Here is a 13,325-nt window from a genome sequence, read left to right on the forward strand (position 1 = left end):
CAGGCTTTTTCGCATACCGCCCAGCGGCCCGGCATGCCACACCGACGTGCGAACCCCCTTCGGCTGTCCGCTCGGGCAGCCGCCGCCTGCCCAGACGGCGTCATGCGCTGCAGGCTCGCCCGCGATTGACCGCCCGTTGGTCCGCCCCACCGCTCCGGTCGGTCGGGCCGCCGTGCGGTCGGCCCGCCGCCTGCCGGGACTGCGTCATACGCTGCGGGTTCGCCTGCGGCTGCCCCCGTCGGCCCGCGCCACCACCTCGTTCTGGCGGGCCGCCGCTCGCTCGGGCCGCGTCATGCGCTGCGGGTTCGCTCGCGGCTGACCGTCTGGTGGGGGTCGCGCTGTTCCAGTTCGGCATAGCGTCGTTTGGCCGTCTGGCTGCTCTGTGCTGGTGGGGTGGAGCGCTGGTCACTGTTTTGTGCTGTTTGGGTCGGTGTTCCGGTGTGTTGTTGCGGGCGGGGGGTTTGGTGGTCCGGCGTATCGTTTCGGGCTGGGGTGGCTTCCGTTCTGGTGGGGACGGGGGGGAGCGTGCCGGGGTGGTGTATCGGCGGCCGGTAACATCGGGCCGGACGGATCCCCGTACCCCCCCAGGCGAGGACATGCAGCAGACCGATCTGCCCGCGACCGACTACCGGCACGTCTACGAGTTCCATGTCCGGTTCGGCGACATCGACTCCCAGGGACACGTGAACAACGTCAAGTTCCTCGGCTACCTGGAGGACGCGCGGCTGGAGATGTTCCACGGCGACCCGGTCCGCAAGGGGGAGCAGCCCGTCCGGGGGATGGTGATCTCGCGGCATGAGATCGACTACCGGCGGCCGTTGCTTCCGACCGTCTACCCGATTCGGGTGGAGTCGTGGGTGACGGAGGCCCGTGCCGCCTCGTTCACGCTGGCCTACGAGGTGCGGGACGACGAGAACGTCTACGCCGAGGCCGTCTCGACGCTCGTCGCGTTCGACCCGGAGCGGAACCGGGCGCGCCGTTTCACGCCGGAGGAACGGAAGTTCATCAGGCGTTACACGGCCCCGACGGCATGACGGCGCTCGCCGGCCCGCCCTCCCCGCTGAACGATCGCCTCCAGCCGGGGGTGCGGCTTCGTGTCGTCCAGATGGCGGACGCGGAGGCGCTCGCCGCGCTCTGCGAGGCGAACCGTGACCATCTGCGTCCATGGGAGCCGGAACGCGACGACGCGTACTTCACCGTCGAGGGGCAGCGCGACAACCTTCATGCCCTGGTGGAGGCGTACGCGGTGGGGGAGATGTGGCCGGGCGTCATTCTGGTGGACGGTGACATCGCCGGACGGATCACGCTGAACAACGTGCTGCGTGGGCCACTGCAAAGTTGCTTTGTCGGCTATTGGGTGGCGCGGGCGCACACCGGGCGCGGTGTCGCGACCGAGGCGCTGCGGCAGGTGCTGGACGTGGCGTTCACCGACCTGGGGCTCCATCGTGTCGAGGCGTTCACCAGGGTCGACAACCATGCGTCCCAGCGCGTCCTGGAGCGGAACGGTTTCACGGCCGTGGGAACGGCTCGCCGGCACATCCACGTCGACGGGCGCTGGCACGACGAGCGACTCTTCGAACGCCTGGCCCCCTGGGACGACGGGATCGCACTCGCCCCGCCCTTCTCGAACCCGTCCGGCTGACGTCGTCCGCGACGACCACGCCTACTTCGTCGACGCGTTCCGCAACCACCCCGAATTGTAGAGACGGTCATCTTGGCGTTGCGGGGGCCGAGCGTGACTCTTGGTCTCGGCGAACTGCGACTCGTCCGGGGCGATGGCCTTCCCGGACGGGAGACCAGCACTTGTTGCCCGCGCCCCTGACATCCGCGCGTTTGTGGTCTGCGTGTTTGTGGTGGTTCGTGTTTGACGTGGTGGCCGTGGTTCGGTGCCTGTGGCTTGGGGGTTGTCATGACGCTCGCGGGCGTTCCAAGGGGCCGTCGTTTGGTGCGCGTGTGCTTGGGGCGGGAGTACTAGGGATCATTGTTTCCGGGTATTACCGGAAAGAATTGGTTCGTCCTCGTCAGGGAAACGGCGCATGTCCCCCTATCTCGCCGCATGGATTTTCTGGATCCTGATGTTCTTCGCCATTGAGCTGCCCGCCGTGTTCAACCGGCAGGCCGGTGACACGCTCTCCGAGCTCGTCTGGAACGTGTTCGCCATTCGCGGGAAGCCCGTCGGGTGGCAGGTGCGTCGGCTGGCCCTCGTGCTCGGGCTCGGGTGGCTGGTCGCCCATTTCCTCACCGGTGGTGCCGTCTGACCCGGATGCTGCCTGACTGTCCCGGTGACAACCGGGCTGTCACGGATAGGTAACAAGCGCAACAGCGATCCGTTTTCCGCCCACGTCTCGCTCTAGGGTCGCGACGCGAATGTGGAGATCCCACGTGGAAGGGGCACAAATGCGGCGCGTCTCACGAGGAGCGATGGCACTGCTGCTCGCCGCGGGTATGACCGGGACCGGCGCTCTCGCGGCGCAGGCGGGCACCGTGAACGGTGACATCCTTGAGCGGCTCAAGGCGATCCCCGGTATGGAGGTGACGGAGAAGACCTCGACACTGCCCGGCTACCGCTGGTTCTGGCTGGAGTACAAGCAGCCTGTCGATCACCGTAACCCGAAGGGGCAGTGGTTCGAGCAGCGCGTCATGCTGCAGCACAAGGCCACGGACCGGCCCATGGTGCTCTACACGAGCGGCTACAACACGCCGGAAGTGATGTTCACGTCCGAGCCGACCGCGCTCGTCGACGGCAACCAGATCTCGCTGGAATACCGGTACTTCACCCCGTCCCGTCCGGAACCGGCCGACTGGACGAAGGACACGATCTGGCAGGCCGCCACCGACGAGCACCGGCTCATCCGGGAACTGAAGAAGATCTACAGCACGAAGTGGATCTCGACGGGCGCGAGCAAGGGCGGCATGACCGCCGTCTACCACAAGCGGTTCTACCCGCATGACGTCGACGGCAGTGTCGTGTACGTGGCGCCGAACGACCACGACAACGATGACGATCGTGCCTACGACAAGTTCTTCAAGACGGTGGGTGACGATCCCAAGTGCCGCGCCCACCTCCAGGGGCTCGCGCGCAAGTTCCTCGAACGCCGCCCCGCGATGCTCGAACGGCTCAAGGCCGCCGCCGAGAAGGGCGGCTGGACGTTCGACATCCTCCGTTCGGAGGACCGCGCGTTCGAGAACTCGGTGATGGACTACGAGTGGGCGTTCTGGCAGTACAGCCTCCAGTCCGACTGCGCGAACCTTCCGGCGCTGGACGCCTCCGACGACGACCTTTACAAGTCGCTCGACACCATCGCCGGTCTGTCCTTCTACAGCGACCAGGGGCTCGCCCCGTACATCCCGTACTTCTACCAGGCGGGCACCGAGCTCGGTTGGCCGTCACCGAAGTTCAAGCACCTGCGCCCGCTGCTCCGGTACGAGGACAGTTACCAGCCGCGCACTTATGTGCCGCGTGACATCCGTATGCGGTTCGACCACGGCCGCGCCATGCGCGACATCGACCGCTGGGTGCGCCGGAACGCGCGTCAAATGCTGTTCGTGTACGGCGAGAACGACCCGTGGGGATCCGAGCCGTTCCGGCTGAGCAAGGGCAGCCGTGACTCGGCCGTCTACGTCGCGCCGGGCATGAACCACAGCGCTCGCCTCATCGACAAGCTGCCTCCCGAGGAGAAGGCCAAGTCGATCGCGTCCGTCAAGCGCTGGGCCGGTGTCGACCCCGACGCGCCGACGCTCAAGACCGCTCCGGCGGCCGACGACCCGCTCCAGTTGCAGCGTCCGCCGCTGTAACGACGGTGTAGCAAGACCCGCGGTGTGCCGGTCCGTGCGCTGACCCCTGCACGGCCGGTACACCGCTTCTTGATTCACGGGGTGGTGAGCCAGGCGGCGGCGTTGCCGGGAAGAGTGGCCCCGTGGAGTGGGGCGCTGGTCAGGATCGGGGTGCCGGACGGCAGGCGGAGCGGGTTCTCACCGCAGTTGAGGACGCAGATGAGCGGGCCGCGTCTGAAGGCGACCCCCGTGTCGGGGGAGTCGAGCCACTCCAGGTCGTCCGGGAGGTCGTCCAGTAGGCGGCGGCGCAGCGCCAAGGCCTTGCGGTAGAACGCCAGCATGGAGGACGGGTCGGACGACTGCGCCTCGACGGTCATGGGCGCCCACCGGTCCGGCATCGGCAGCCAGGGGCGGGCACCGTCGGGGGAGAAGCCGTAGGGCGCGGTGGTGCCCGACCAGGGGAGCGGCACCCGGCAGCCGTCCCGGCCTGGCAGTTCCCCGTTCGTGCGTTTCCAGATCGGGTCCTGCCGCGCCTCGTCGGGAAGGTCGGTCACTTCGGGGAGCCCGAGTTCCTCTCCCTGGTACAGGTAGGCCGATCCCGGCAGCGCCAGAAGCAGCAGTAGCGCCGCCTTGGCTCTCGCGTGGCCGACGCCCGGCCCGCCTTCCGGTTGCTCGTACCGGGTGACGTGCCGGACGGCGTCGTGGCTGGACAGTACCCAGGTCGGCGCGGCGCCGGTCGGTGTGACGGTTTCGAGCGCGGCCGTGATGACGTCGCGGAACGCGTCGGCCGACCAGGGAGCGAGTTGTAGGTCGAACTGGAACACCTGGTGGAGTTCGTCTGGACGCAGGTAGAGCGCGAGGTCTTCCGGCCCGTCCGTCCACACCTCGCCGATGGCCATGCGGTCGCCGTCGTACTCGTCGAGGATCTGCCGCCACCTTCGGTACACGTCGTGGACCTCCGGCTGGCCGTACATGGGGCCGTTCAGGATGTGGCGGCCCCCTTCGCCGAGGTCGCGGAACGACTCGTCCTTGAACAGGCCGGCCGCCACGTCGATGCGGAAACCGTCCACACCCCGGTCGAGCCAGAACCGCAGGATGTCCTCGAACTCGCGCTGGACCTCGGGGTTGCGCCAGTTGAAGTCCGGCTGCTCGGGGGCGTACAGATGGAGGTACCAGTCGCCGTCGTCCACACGCGTCCAGGCCGGGCCACCGAACGCGGACGGCCAGTCGTTCGGTGGGACCTCCGGGCCATAACGATCTCCTTCCCTGTCCGAGCGGAAGATGTAGCGGGAACGTTCGGGTGATCCGGGCGGTGCCGCCAGTGCCTTCTCGAACCAGGGATGCCGGTCGGACGAATGGTTCGGCACGATGTCGACGATCATGCGGAGTCCGTGGGCGTGCGCGTCCGCGAGCAGGGCGTCGAAGTCGTGGAGCGTGCCGAACCGCGGGTCGACGTCGCGGTGGTCGGCCACGTCGTACCCGCCGTCCGCCAGGGGCGAGGTGTAGAAGGGCGTCAGCCAGAGCGCGTCCACCCCCAGGTCGCGCAGATGACCGAGACGGGACCGGATCCCCCGGAGGTCGCCCTCACCGTTCCCGTCGGAGTCGGCGAAGCTGCGCACGTAGATCTCGTACACGACGGCGTTGCGCCACCACGGGATTCGCGTCATACAGGGCGAACTACCCGCTTACGTCGGGGCGTTCACCAGACTCTGGGCGGCCATCGTGAAGTAGTCCCAGAGCTGCTTCTCCAGAGGCTCCGGAAGCCCCAGCTCGTCCACCGCGACGCGCATGTGCCGCAGCCACGCGTCGCGCTCCGCCGAGCCGATGACGAAGGGGACGTGACGCATCCGCAGGCGGGGATGTCCGCGGCGCTGACTGTAGGTGGTCGGGCCGCCCCAGTACTGGATCAGGAACAGCCGCAGCCTCTCCTCGGCGGGACCGAGGTCCTCCTCGGGGTAGAGGGCGCGAAGGTCGGGGTCGTCCGCGACGCCCTGGTAGAAGCGGTGCACCAGCCGGTGGAAGGTCTCCTCGCCGCCGACCGCTTCGTAGAAGGTCACCTTTTCAGCCATAGCGTCCCCACCCTATGCGAGAGCCCGACGTCCGCGCGCCCGGCCCGATCCGCTACGGGGCGGGGGTGGCGACCGTCACACCCGCCTCGTCGAAGGCGTGCTTGACGCGTTCGCGCAGCTCGCGGGCGATGTCGCCCTGTTTGCCCGGGGCGGTCTTCAGCACGACGCGGATGACGAGGGCGTCCCCGGCGAGCGCCTGCACGCCCCACACCGACGGCGGTTCCAGGACGAAATCCTTCCAGCCTTCGTCGGCGGCCAGCACGTCCGCGGTGGACTGCAGGATGTCCTTGACCTTCTCGGTGTTCTCGTTGATGTCGACGGGAATGTCGAGGACGGCCCGGCCCCAGTTCTGCGACTCGTTGCCGACCTTCTTGATCTCGCCGTTCGGGACGTACCAGACGACGCCGTCGACGTCCCGCATCCGGGTGACCCGCAGCGTCACCGCCTCGACCGTCCCCTTGGCGGTGCCCACGTCGATGAAGTCACCGACGCCGTACTGGTCCTCCAGCAGCATGAACAGCCCGGCGAGGAGGTCCTTGACGATGTTCTGCGCGCCGAAGCCGACCGCGACGCCGATGACGCTCGCGCTGGCCAGGATCGGCGCGAGGTTCAGCCCGAGGGAGCCGAGGATGCTGAACGCCGCCGTCCCGAGGATCAGGACGGACGCGATGGAGCGCAGCACCGAGCCGAGCGTCTGGGCGCGCTGGGCCCGCCGCTTGTTCAGCACGGCGGGGGTGCCCTCGAAGACCGTCCGGGACCGTTCCCGGGCCCGTTCGGTCATCGTGCCCTCGGCCATCCGCACCGTCACATTGGTGATCATGCGGTGCGCGATCCGCCGCAGGATCATGGCGATCACGAACGTGATGACGACCAGGATGAGCGTGCTGATCGGCCGGTCGAGCCAGGTCGAGTAGAACCTGGTGAACCCCGTGTGCTGCGAGATGTTCCAGACGAGCCGGCACGACGTGCTGGGCGTGGGATCCCCGCAGACGGCCTCGGGGGTGCCCTCCTCTGCCCACGGCACGAACGCAGCGACGGCGAGCGACATGCGAGAAACCCTCCCCGGCCATTGAACCCTTTCACCCCGCCCGCCCGCAGCGGCATGGCGCGTGCGCGTCGGACGGGAATGAAACCGTTCACTGTGGCGCCCCGGCACCTCGCCGTGGACCTGCGGCGGGTTCGAGCCGATCGTAGGGGACGTGTCCGACCGGTTCGTACGACCGCCCGCGAGGTGCCGCGGCGCCGGCCGGGGAGGGCTGGTCCCGTGAGCGTGCCCCGCGTGCTCCGGAACCGCCGCGCCGGTTCCGGACCACGCGGGACACGCCCGGTTCGGGGGCGACCGCTCGGGGGCGCCTCAGCGGCGGAGCGGCTGGAGGACGTGCGCCAGTTTCAGCGCGGCGCCGCCGACGTCGTCCACGCGGTGCATGCGTTCCCCCCAGGACCACCAGAAGTAGTGGTCCGTGCTCTCGGGAGCCGGGGCGCACGTGACGTCCTCGGCGAGGCTCCCGGCCTCGGGGTTCACCACGCGCAGGAACGCCGGACCCGAGCGGGTCCTGACGACACGGGCCACGAGGCCCCGCGTGTCCAGTTCGTGCTCCAGTGCCTCCAGGTAGCCGACGCGTCTGTCGCTGACCACCTTCGCACCCCCTCCGTCGGCGAGTACTGGTCAACTGATACCGGTCAACTGACCAACTCTGTGCGTCCGTTCGGTCACTCGCGGCGAGACTCGCAACTCTCACGGTGCCGGGTCAAGTGACCGCCCGCCCACCGAAGAACCGGATTACCCCACCTCAGGGGAAGTCTTCACCCCTCCGGAGGAAGAATCTCTACCCGCGTTATGTGGGTCGCCCCCTGACCGCCTCTTCTTCTCCGGAATCGCTTGGCGGGCCATGTGACGAGGGTTACGCTGCGTGCGCAAGAGATTATCTGTCGTGGCCATGCCCCAACCAGCGGTCGCCGTGGCAGGGAGCGCCGTCCTTCCCCGGGGGACGGCGGCCCGGCCCGACGGTGAGGAGGCCGGAGTCCGATGTCGGATCCCCCCCGGAAAGAGACGGACGTGGCTCGCCGGATCCGCGCGGCCGGTCTGGCCCGGGGCCGCGCGCCCGTCGATATCGCACAGGAGATCTACGAACAGTGCGGCCCGCTGTTCGGCACCAGCCGGGTCAAGGCGCACAGGCTGGCCCACGGCGTCGCGCTGTCCGACATCGTCGCTCAGGTCAAGGCGCTCTACGAGGTGGACGGCAAACCGCCGCCCCGGCTCGGGGAGACGCTGCTGTCCGCCTACGAGAGCGGCTACAAGAGACCCGGCCCCGAATATCTGCACTATCTGTGCGCCGTGTACCGGGTGGAGCCGGACGCCCTCGACTACCAGAGCCCCTGTATCTGCGGGCGCGGCCATGCCGGCCGTCCCGCCGCCGGGGGCGTTCCGAAACCACGGCCGCCGGAGCGCGGAACCGTGACCGGCCCCGACGCGCTCGTGGGGGCGATCGTCCCCAGGTCCGACACACGGCCTCGGGCAACCGTCAACGACCCACGGGGCCCGGACCGCGCCGACGGCCCTCTGAACATTGATGTGGGAGAGGAGGACATCGTGCTTCGTAGGACCCTTCTGCAACTTCTGGCCGGAGCGGGCGTGGCGCTCGACGGCCAGTTCCTCGGTGCGGTCGACAACCTTCGCCGCAAGATGGACGACACGCTCGTCGGCGCGACCGTCTCGCCGACCATGCTCGACCAGTGGGAGGAGACCACCTACGGCTACGGCCGGCAGTACCAGGCGACACCCTCGCTCCGGATGCTGTGCGACGTCCTGTTGGACTTCAGCGAGGTGCGGCGCATGTGCGACAAGCGCCAGCCCATCGAACTCCAGGAACGGCTGTGCCGGATCGCCGCGCAGCTGTCCGGGCTGTCGGGTCTCATAATGATCAACCTTGGTGATCACCGGTTGGCCCGTTCGTTCTTCCGCACCGCGCGCACCGCCGCCGACGAGACCGGCGACCGGCAGTTGCGGGCCTGGGTGACCGTACGGGAATCACTGGTCCCGATGTACTACGGCGACCCCCGCGAGGCGCTGCACCTGGCCCGCAAGGCCCAGGACCTCGCCGGACGGACGCCCAGCGTCGCCGCGGCCATGGCGCCCGCGGTGGAGGCCCGCGCGCTCGGCATGCTCGCCCTGCGCGGACGCAGCGACGCCGCCCCCAGCGCCCGGCGCGCCCTCGTCCGCGGGCGCTCGGTGTTCGACCAGCTCTCCAAGACCGACACCGGCGACCTGGTGTACGGGTTCACCGACCGCCAGATGGCCTTCTACGAGGGCGACACCTTTACCAGCCTCGGCGACCACAAGCACGGCGACGAGGTGCTCAGCCACGCCCTGACCCTGTACTCGCCCACCGACCGCGTCGACCTGACCCTGGTGCGCCTCGACCGGGCGATGTGCAAGCTCCACGCCGGTCACCCGGACGCCGCGCTGGCCGCCGGACAGGAGGCCATCCACGACCTTCCGCCCGACCACCGATCCGACATCCTCGTGCACCGCGCCCGCCAGATCGGCGTGGCCGTCGCCGCCAAGCACGGCGAGATCTCGGGGCTCAAGGAGTTCAACGAGAACCTCGCCGGGCCGTGGGTGACGAGCCCCGCGCAGGAACGCCCGTCCGTGCCTCCGGCCGAGCAGGTCTGACCCGGCATGGGCGCCCCCTGGCAGGACCATCCCGCCCGTGCCCTCGTCCGCCTCCAGGACGAGCCCCCCGTGTGGCGCTTCGGCCATCTCCGGCTGCGCCGCTACCACGCCGCCGACCACGACACCGTCCTCGCCCTGCATCGCGAAGGCCTCGCGCAGGTCGGCCTTCGTCCCGGTGACGGCGTCTACTACGACCACGACTTCTTCCGCATGGAGGACATCTACCTCCGCAACGACGGCGAGTTCCTCGTCGGCGAACTCGACGGCCGGATCGTCGCGATGGGCGGCCTGCGCCGCGCCGACCTCGTCCCCGGCGGCCGGGCCCGCGCGTTCGGCGGCTACGCCCCCGGTGACCCCGCACTGGACGCCGCGGAGATGGTCCGGCTCCGCGTCGTGCCCGCCGCGCAGCGCCGCGGCTACGGCACCGCCGTCGTCCAGGCACTCGAAGAACGGGCCGTGGAGTACGGCTACCGCATCCTGCGCGCCGACACCACCGAACTCCAGGCACCCGCCCTCGCCCTCTACGGCAAGTTCGGGTGGCGGGAGACCCGCCGCGAGACCATCGGCGGCATCGTCAACATCTATATCGAGAAACCACTCCGCTGAAGACACCCGAGCCGCGGGAGCGTCCCGCCGGTGGCGCGGCCCGGCGAGACCCCCGCGGCTCGGGGCAGGACGTCCCCGGTCAGTCCGCGAGCAGCTCGCGCGGCCGGTCGTCGGAGAGCGACAGGCCCGTGTGCGCGGCCATGAACGCGAGGGTGTCGGCCATCAGGTCGGCGGAGCGGCTCACCGAGCGGGAGGAGTGGCCGACGTCCGACTCGTTGCGGAGCAGGACCGGCGCGTCCGACGCGGTGGCGTGCTGGAGCACGGCGCACATCTTCCGGGCGTGCAGGGGGTCGACGCGGGTGTCGCTGCCGAAGGTGGTGAACAGCACGGCCGGGTAGGCGGTGCCCGCGTGGACGTGATGGTACGGGGAGTAGCGGATCAACCAGCCGAACTCCTCCGGGTCGTCGGCGGTGCCGTACTCGTCGTTCCAGGTCTCGCCCAGCCCGAACCTCTCGTACCTGACCATGTCGAGCAGCGGCGCCGAGCACACGACCGCGCTGTACAGGTCGGGGCGCTGGGTCAGGGCCGCGCCGACCAGCAGGCCGCCGTTGGAGCCGCCGGAGATCGCCAGTTGCGCCGGGGTCGTCAGGCCGTCCGCGATGAGCCTCTCCGCGGCGGCGTGGAAGTCGTCGAACACGTTCTGTTTGCGGTCGCGCATCCCGGCGCGATGCCATTCCTCGCCCTCCTCCGACCCGCCGCGCAGGTTCGCGACCGCGTAGACGCCGCCCGCCTCCACCCACGCCAGGATGCTCGCCGAATAGGCCGGGGTGAGAGAGATGTTGAACCCGCCGTACCCGTACAGGATCGTGGGGCGGGGGCCGGTGAGGCCGGGACGCGACGCGACGAGCATCCGCACCTCGGTCCCGTCCCGGGACGTGTAGGTCACCTGGCGGGTCTCGATCTCCGGGACGTCGACCGTTCCCGGGGCGGACGCCCACGGCGTCGTCTCCCCGGTGCGGGTGTCGTAGCGCAGCACCGAGGACGGGGTGACGTTGTCGGTGTAGCCGAACCACGCCTCGTGGCCGCCCTCGGGCCGTTCGACGATTCCGCCGATCGACCCCAGCCCGGGGGTGGGCACGGTCCCGATCCGTTCTCCGGTCTTCAGGTCGTGGACGGTGATCTCGCTGATCGCGTGGCGCGTCCAACCGGCCAGGAGGACGTCGTCGAGAAGCGCGTAGTCGGTGAGGACGGCCTCCGGGTCCTCCGGGACGAGGTCTCGCCAGGTGTCGTAGGAGGGGGCGGCGGGATCGGTGACGCAGAGGCGGGAACGGGGCGCGTCGCGGTCGGTGAAGACGTAGGCGCGGCCGTCCCGCCCGATGTGCAGGCCGGTACTGGCGTCCACGCCCTCCTGGACGGCGCGGAGCCGGGGCGCCTCGGGCGACGACGCGGCCAGGTCGGCGATCCACAGGTCGTTGCGCGGCGCGGTGCCCTGCGACGCCGAGATCGTGAGCCAGCGCCCGTCCCGGCTGATCCCGACCCCGTAGTAGTTGGTCTTGTCCCGCCCGTCGCCGAAGATCAGCACGTCGTCGGTGTCGGGTTCGGTGCCGACGCGGTGCAGGTAGACGCGCCGGTGGTACTGCTCCTCGCCTTCCGGGACGTCCCGTGCCGCGAGGCGGCGGGTGTAGTAGTACGCGTCGCCGCCCGGTAGCCAGGCGATGGAGGAGTACCGCGCCCGGTCGATGGGGCCCTCCACCCGTTCGCCGGTCGCGACGTCGAGGACGTACAGGAGCGACTCCTCGTCCCCACCGGACGAGATCATGTACGCCAGCAGGCGGCCCTCCTTGTCGGGCTGCCAGCCGTCCAGCGTCGTCGTGGCGTCGGGGGCGAGGGCGATCGGGTCGAGGAGGACGCGCTCCGAACCGTCCGGATCCACCGTGTACAGCACCGGATGCTCCTGGTCGGCGGCGCGGCGCGTGAAGAACCGGCGCTCGCCCCGCCAGATCGGCGAACCGACGCTGCCGGCGCCGAGGAGTTCGCCGAGCCGCCGCCGCAGCCCGTCCCGGCCCGGCAGCGCGTCCATGACCTTGTGGTAAAGCCGGTCCTGTGCGGCGAGCCATTCCCGGGTGTCGTCGGTGTCGGCGTCCTCAAGCCAGCGGTACGGGTCGGCGACCCGGTGACCGTGCAGGTCCTCGACGATGTCCTGGCGCTGAGCAGGCGGATACGGCGTCATAGGTTGCACTGTATTGGCCGTTCCGGCCTGCCCGTCGCATACACTTCGAACCGCCGCGAACGGCTGTTTGCGTTCGATCGGCCGTCCGAGGGGGGATTATTGGGGGTAGCGGGCGGCCTCCCTCAGACGCCACACTGATCTGGGTCGGTTCGCCCCGGGGAGGTCCTCATGGCGAGTGCGCAGGTACCGGAGACAATAATCGGGCCTCGGTGCGAGGCGCGCCCAAGCGCGTCCACCGGGGCGAACGAACAACTGAAACCGGTGGAGGGCGTCTGAGATGCGGCAGGTCCTCCTCCTGAACGCGACGTACGAACCACTCACCACGCTCCCGCTGCGGCGGGCGGTCTGCCTCGTGCTTCGGGAGAAGGCCGAGATCGTCCACCATGACACCTCGGGCGCGGTCCTGCACTCGGCCACGGTGACGGTCGAGGTCCCGTCCGTGATCCGTCTTCGCCGGTACGTGCGCATCCCGTACCGCACCCGCGTCCCCCTCACCCGCGCCGCGCTGATGCGCCGCGACAACTTCCGCTGCGTCTACTGCGGCCGCCGCGCCGAGACGATCGACCATGTCCATCCGCGCAGCCGCGGCGGCAAGCACGTCTGGGAGAACTGCGTCGCGTCCTGCATGACCTGCAACCACCGCAAGGCCGACCGGCTCCTCGAAGAGCTCGGCTGGACGCTCAGTGTCACGCCCGGCGTCCCCCGGGGCGCCCACTGGCGCCTCATCGGCCTGATCCACGACGGCGACCCCCAGTGGGCCGCCTACGTGTCCGAACCGGCCGCGTGACCGTATCCTGGTTCCGTGCCTCGTTATGACTATCGTTGCCGCGCCTGCGGGTCGACCTTCGAGGTCTCCCGCTCGATGATCAACGCGTCGGATCCGGCGCCGTGCCCGGAGGGGCACGACGACACGGTCAAGCTGCTGTCCACGGTCGCCGTCACCGGCACGTCCCGGGGCGGCTCCCCGCGGCCTCCGGCGGGAGGCGGCGGCTGCTGCGGGGGCGGCTGCTGCTCCTGACCCCGGGCCGGGTGA

Annotated in this window: 13 protein-coding genes; 8 read left to right on the forward strand and 5 right to left on the reverse strand. The window is 69.7% G+C overall.

Annotated features, from left to right (window positions below; all coding sequences use genetic code 11):
* Positions 1–596 precede the first annotated feature (596 nt).
* The 4 genes from D0T12_RS23575 to D0T12_RS23590 all read left to right on the forward strand — a co-directional run bounded on the left by D0T12_RS23575 (position 597) and on the right by D0T12_RS23590 (position 3,795).
* On the forward strand, positions 597–1,034 hold the full coding sequence (locus D0T12_RS23575) for an acyl-CoA thioesterase (protein WP_117401843.1): 438 nt from the start codon (positions 597–599) through the stop codon (positions 1,032–1,034).
* Positions 1,031–1,642, forward strand: coding sequence for a GNAT family N-acetyltransferase (locus D0T12_RS23580; RefSeq protein WP_117401844.1), 612 nt, complete (start codon positions 1,031–1,033; stop codon positions 1,640–1,642). Before D0T12_RS23575 ends, D0T12_RS23580 begins: the two co-directional genes overlap by 4 nt.
* A 394-nt stretch (positions 1,643–2,036) precedes the next feature.
* Positions 2,037–2,258, forward strand: coding sequence for a hypothetical protein (locus D0T12_RS23585; RefSeq protein WP_117401845.1), 222 nt, complete (start codon positions 2,037–2,039; stop codon positions 2,256–2,258).
* A 163-nt stretch (positions 2,259–2,421) separates the two neighbouring features.
* Complete coding sequence (locus D0T12_RS23590) at positions 2,422–3,795, forward strand: S28 family serine protease (RefSeq protein WP_233526249.1); 1,374 nt, start codon at positions 2,422–2,424, stop codon at positions 3,793–3,795.
* A 74-nt stretch (positions 3,796–3,869) separates the two neighbouring features.
* Here the strand turns inward: D0T12_RS23590 and D0T12_RS23595 are convergent, their stop codons facing one another.
* The 4 genes from D0T12_RS23595 to D0T12_RS23610 all read right to left on the reverse strand — a co-directional run bounded on the left by D0T12_RS23595 (position 3,870) and on the right by D0T12_RS23610 (position 7,479).
* On the reverse strand, positions 3,870–5,441 hold the full coding sequence (locus D0T12_RS23595) for a glycoside hydrolase family 13 protein (protein ID WP_117401847.1): 1,572 nt from the start codon (positions 5,439–5,441) through the stop codon (positions 3,870–3,872).
* Between the two features lie 18 nt (positions 5,442–5,459).
* Entirely contained in the window at positions 5,460–5,843 is a 384-nt protein-coding gene (locus D0T12_RS23600; RefSeq protein WP_117401848.1) for a globin, read from the reverse strand.
* A gap of 52 nt (positions 5,844–5,895) precedes the next feature.
* The gene (locus D0T12_RS23605) at positions 5,896–6,891 is read right to left on the reverse strand and encodes a mechanosensitive ion channel family protein (RefSeq protein WP_117401849.1); all 996 of its coding nucleotides are present in this window, start codon (positions 6,889–6,891) and stop codon (positions 5,896–5,898) included.
* A 306-nt stretch (positions 6,892–7,197) separates the two neighbouring features.
* Positions 7,198–7,479, reverse strand: a complete 282-nt coding sequence (locus tag D0T12_RS23610; RefSeq protein WP_117401850.1) for a hypothetical protein — start codon at positions 7,477–7,479, stop codon at positions 7,198–7,200.
* Between the two features lie 390 nt (positions 7,480–7,869).
* Between D0T12_RS23610 and D0T12_RS23615 the strand changes: the two genes are divergently transcribed.
* Together D0T12_RS23615 and D0T12_RS23620 are read left to right on the forward strand one after the other, a co-directional pair.
* Positions 7,870–9,516, forward strand: coding sequence for an XRE family transcriptional regulator (locus D0T12_RS23615; RefSeq protein WP_407642105.1), 1,647 nt, complete (start codon positions 7,870–7,872; stop codon positions 9,514–9,516).
* A gap of 6 nt (positions 9,517–9,522) precedes the next feature.
* A complete protein-coding gene (locus D0T12_RS23620) occupies positions 9,523–10,122 on the forward strand; it encodes a GNAT family N-acetyltransferase (protein WP_117401851.1) in 600 nt (199 codons plus the stop codon).
* A 79-nt stretch (positions 10,123–10,201) separates the two neighbouring features.
* Here the strand turns inward: D0T12_RS23620 and D0T12_RS23625 are convergent, their stop codons facing one another.
* The gene (locus tag D0T12_RS23625; RefSeq protein WP_117401852.1) at positions 10,202–12,292 is read right to left on the reverse strand and encodes a prolyl oligopeptidase family serine peptidase; all 2,091 of its coding nucleotides are present in this window, start codon (positions 12,290–12,292) and stop codon (positions 10,202–10,204) included.
* Between the two features lie 277 nt (positions 12,293–12,569).
* Here D0T12_RS23625 and D0T12_RS23630 point away from each other — a divergent pair, with 277 nt between their 5' ends.
* Together D0T12_RS23630 and D0T12_RS23635 are read left to right on the forward strand one after the other, a co-directional pair.
* Entirely contained in the window at positions 12,570–13,079 is a 510-nt protein-coding gene (locus tag D0T12_RS23630) for an HNH endonuclease (protein WP_117401853.1), read from the forward strand.
* A 15-nt stretch (positions 13,080–13,094) separates the two neighbouring features.
* Positions 13,095–13,310, forward strand: coding sequence for an FmdB family zinc ribbon protein (locus tag D0T12_RS23635; protein WP_117401854.1), 216 nt, complete (start codon positions 13,095–13,097; stop codon positions 13,308–13,310).
* Positions 13,311–13,325: the final 15 nt, after the last annotated feature.

The organism is Actinomadura spongiicola, from assembly GCF_003432485.1.
Taxonomy (GTDB): Bacteria; Actinomycetota; Actinomycetes; order Streptosporangiales; family Streptosporangiaceae; genus Spirillospora; species Spirillospora spongiicola.

What these genes read in the sequence shown, in the direction of transcription:
- D0T12_RS23600 (WP_117401848.1), bottom strand. Translation starts at nt 5,843, where the DNA reads ATGGCTGAAAAGGTGACCTTCTACGAAGCGGTCGGCGGCGAGGAGACC.
- D0T12_RS23595 (WP_117401847.1), bottom strand. Translation starts at nt 5,441, where the DNA reads ATGACGCGAATCCCGTGGTGGCGCAACGCCGTCGTGTACGAGATCTAC.
- D0T12_RS23605 (WP_117401849.1), bottom strand. Translation starts at nt 6,891, where the DNA reads ATGTCGCTCGCCGTCGCTGCGTTCGTGCCGTGGGCAGAGGAGGGCACC.
- D0T12_RS23575 (WP_117401843.1), top strand. Translation starts at nt 597, where the DNA reads ATGCAGCAGACCGATCTGCCCGCGACCGACTACCGGCACGTCTACGAG.
- D0T12_RS23580 (WP_117401844.1), top strand. Translation starts at nt 1,031, where the DNA reads ATGACGGCGCTCGCCGGCCCGCCCTCCCCGCTGAACGATCGCCTCCAG.
- D0T12_RS23630 (WP_117401853.1), top strand. Translation starts at nt 12,570, where the DNA reads ATGCGGCAGGTCCTCCTCCTGAACGCGACGTACGAACCACTCACCACG.
- D0T12_RS23585 (WP_117401845.1), top strand. Translation starts at nt 2,037, where the DNA reads ATGTCCCCCTATCTCGCCGCATGGATTTTCTGGATCCTGATGTTCTTC.
- D0T12_RS23615 (WP_407642105.1), top strand. Translation starts at nt 7,870, where the DNA reads ATGTCGGATCCCCCCCGGAAAGAGACGGACGTGGCTCGCCGGATCCGC.
- D0T12_RS23620 (WP_117401851.1), top strand. Translation starts at nt 9,523, where the DNA reads ATGGGCGCCCCCTGGCAGGACCATCCCGCCCGTGCCCTCGTCCGCCTC.
- D0T12_RS23590 (WP_233526249.1), top strand. Translation starts at nt 2,422, where the DNA reads ATGGCACTGCTGCTCGCCGCGGGTATGACCGGGACCGGCGCTCTCGCG.
- D0T12_RS23625 (WP_117401852.1), bottom strand. Translation starts at nt 12,292, where the DNA reads ATGACGCCGTATCCGCCTGCTCAGCGCCAGGACATCGTCGAGGACCTG.